Annotated in this window: 1 protein-coding gene; it reads left to right on the top strand. The window is 70.1% G+C overall.

Going from position 1 to position 2,867, the window contains the following annotated elements; translation table 11 throughout:
• Positions 1–2,867, top strand: a 2,867-nt coding sequence (gene treY, locus I6U14_RS14915; RefSeq protein WP_296900309.1) for a malto-oligosyltrehalose synthase, incomplete at both ends; no start/stop codon positions are given.

Below are 2,867 nucleotides of genomic sequence, written 5' to 3'. Positions count from 1 at the left end.
GCGCAACCTACAGGCTGCAGCTGCACGGCGGCTTCGGCTTTGCCGACGCCGCGGCCCTGGTGCCCTATCTGGCCGCCCTGGGCGTGAGCCATGTCTATTGCTCGCCCTATCTCAAGGCACGGCCGGGCAGCACCCATGGCTACGACGTCGTCGCACACGACCAGCTCAACCCGGAGCTCGGCAGCCGCGAGGACTACGATCGCTTCTGCGCCGCGCTCGCGGCCCACAGCATGGGCCAGATCCTGGACATGGTGCCCAACCATGTCGGCATCATGGGCGCCGACAACGCCTGGTGGCTGGACGTGCTGGAGAATGGCCAGGCCGCAGCGCATGCGCCCTTCTTCGATATCGATTGGCATCCGCTGAAGCAGGAGCTGCACGGCAAGGTGCTGGTGCCCGTTCTGGGAGATCACTATGGCGACGTGCTCGATCGCGGCGAGCTGGTGCTCGCCTTCGAGAACGGGGCCTTCCATATCGCCTACTACGAGCATCGCTTCCCCATCGACCCGCGGGAGTACCCGCGCATCCTGGCCCCAGGACTGCCGGGGCTGCGGGAGCGGCTCGGCGCACCCATGGCCACTGCGGCGCAGGCGAGGCAGTCGGACGCCGATGCGCCAGCCACAGCGCTCACCGCCTTCGAGAGCCTGGTGACCGCCTTCGGCAACCTGCCGCCCCGGGACGCCCTGGACGCAGACGACCTTGCCGCCCGCCGCCGCGACAAGGAGCTGCACAAGCGGCGGCTGGCCGAGCTGTGCAGCGCTGACGCGGACCTGGACCGCTATGTCCAAGACTGCCTGCGGGCGCTCAACGGTGCCCAAGACCATCCCGCGGATACCGCCCGCCTGCACGACCTGCTGGAAGTCCAGGCCTACCGACTTGCACACTGGCGCGTCGCTGCGGACGAGATCAACTACCGGCGCTTCTTCGACATCAACGACCTCGCTGCGCTGCGCATGGAGCACCAGGCGGCCTTCGATGCCGTGCACAGCCTGGTGCTGGAGCTGATCGGCGCCGGGCGCATCACGGGGCTGCGCATCGACCATCCCGACGGCCTCTACGACCCGGCGGCCTACTTCCTAGCCCTGCAGAAGCGCGCCGCTCGGGCCATCGCCCCCAAGCGCACACCCCGAGACGATGACCGCCCGCTGTACCTCGTCGCCGAGAAGATCTTGGGCGCCGATGAGCATCTGCGCATGGACTGGGCCGTGCACGGCACCACCGGCTACGACTTCGCAGCCCTCTGCGACGGGCTGTTCGTGGATTCAGAGGGCCTGCCAGCGCTGCTGGAGACCTGCCGCGCCTTCGGCGGCTGCAGCCGATCCTTCAGCGAGGAGAGCCATGCCGCCAAGCGCGAGGTCATGCGGCATATGCTCTCGAGCGAGCTGCATGTGCTCGCAAGCGAGCTTGCGCGTGTGGCGGAGATCGATCCGCACACCCGCGACTACACCTTGGAAGGCCTGCGGATGGCGCTGATGGAGGTGATCGCCTGCTTCCCCGTGTACCGGACCTATCTGTCCGAGCGCGGCAGCGCGGCACGCGACCGCCACCAGGTGCTGAAGGCCGTGGCCGAGGCACGGCGGCAGAGCCGGATGCCGGATATGACCGTGTTCGACTATGTGCGGGACGTCCTGCTCACGGACATCGCCGAGGGCAGGCCGGAGGTCTACCGGGCGCGGGCGCTGCGGCTCGCCCGGAAGTTCCAGCAGTACACAGCGCCGGTGACGGCCAAGGGCGTCGAGGACACCGCCTTCTACCGCTGGCATCGGCTGGTGTCATTGAATGAGGTTGGCGCGGAGCCGGACCGCAGCGGTACCAGCGTGGACGACTTCCACCGCGCCTGCTCGCGGCGCGGCGACGATTGGCCGCATGCCATGCTCGCGGGCTCTACACACGACGCCAAGCGATCCGAGGACGTGCGCGCACGCCTGCATGTGCTCTCGGAGCTGCCCGAGGCGTGGGCCGCCCGCACTCAGCGCTGGGCGCTGCTGAACCGCCGCCTGCACCGCGCGGACGACACCACCCGGGGCCTGCCGGACGCCGCCACCGAGTATCTCTTCTACCAGACCCTGCTCGGGGTTTGGCCCCTCGCTGCCGCTGAGGGCGAGACGCAGGATGCCACTCAGACACTGCCCGACGCGAAGGTCCTGGCAGCGCTTCGCGAGCGCGTCGGCGCCTATATGCTGAAGGCTGCCCGAGAGGCCAAGCTGCACACCGCCTGGACCAATGCCGACAGCGACTACGAGGCGGCGCTCACGGCCTTCGTCGAGGCCGCCATGGACCCGGACCGCAGCAGGACCTTCCTCGAAGACCTCGCCGCCTTCGCGCAGCCGGTGACCCGGCTTGGCTTACTGAACGGCTTGGCAATGACCCTGCTCCGGCTCACCGCCCCGGGGGTGCCGGACATCTATCAGGGCACCGAGCTCTGGGACCTGAGCCTGGTGGATCCAGACAACCGCCGCCCGGTGGACTTCCAGCGGCGCCGCGCGCTGCTGAGCGAGCTGCGGGCACTGCGGGACAGCGAAGCGCCCGCCTGGGACGCCGCCGACGGCCGAGGCAAGCTGCACCTGATCCAACGCGCGCTGGCGCTCCGGGCCGCGAGTCCGGCGCTGTTCACCGCGGGCAGCTATCAGCCGCTGGTCGTAACTGGCCGGCGGGCGTCGCAGGTCTGCGCCTTCGCTCGCGTGCTGCCGCCGCGGGCCGGCAGTGATGCGCTGGTGGTCGTCGTGCCGCGGCTCCTCGCCCGGCTGGCGCTGGCCGACGACTCGGCCACGGAGGCCAGGTGGCTGCCGGATCCGGTCCCGGACCCGGGCTGGGACCGGCCCCCCCTTTCGGTGCCCGCCGGCGTCCGGCCGCGACCACCCGCCGGG

Origin of the sequence: Thiohalocapsa sp. (assembly GCF_019695415.1) — a bacterium.
In the GTDB taxonomy this organism is placed as follows: Bacteria; Pseudomonadota; Gammaproteobacteria; order Chromatiales; family Chromatiaceae; genus Thiohalocapsa.
The sequence above is the reverse complement of the archived record's forward strand: the minus strand, read 5'-3'. Positions and strand labels throughout refer to the sequence as shown.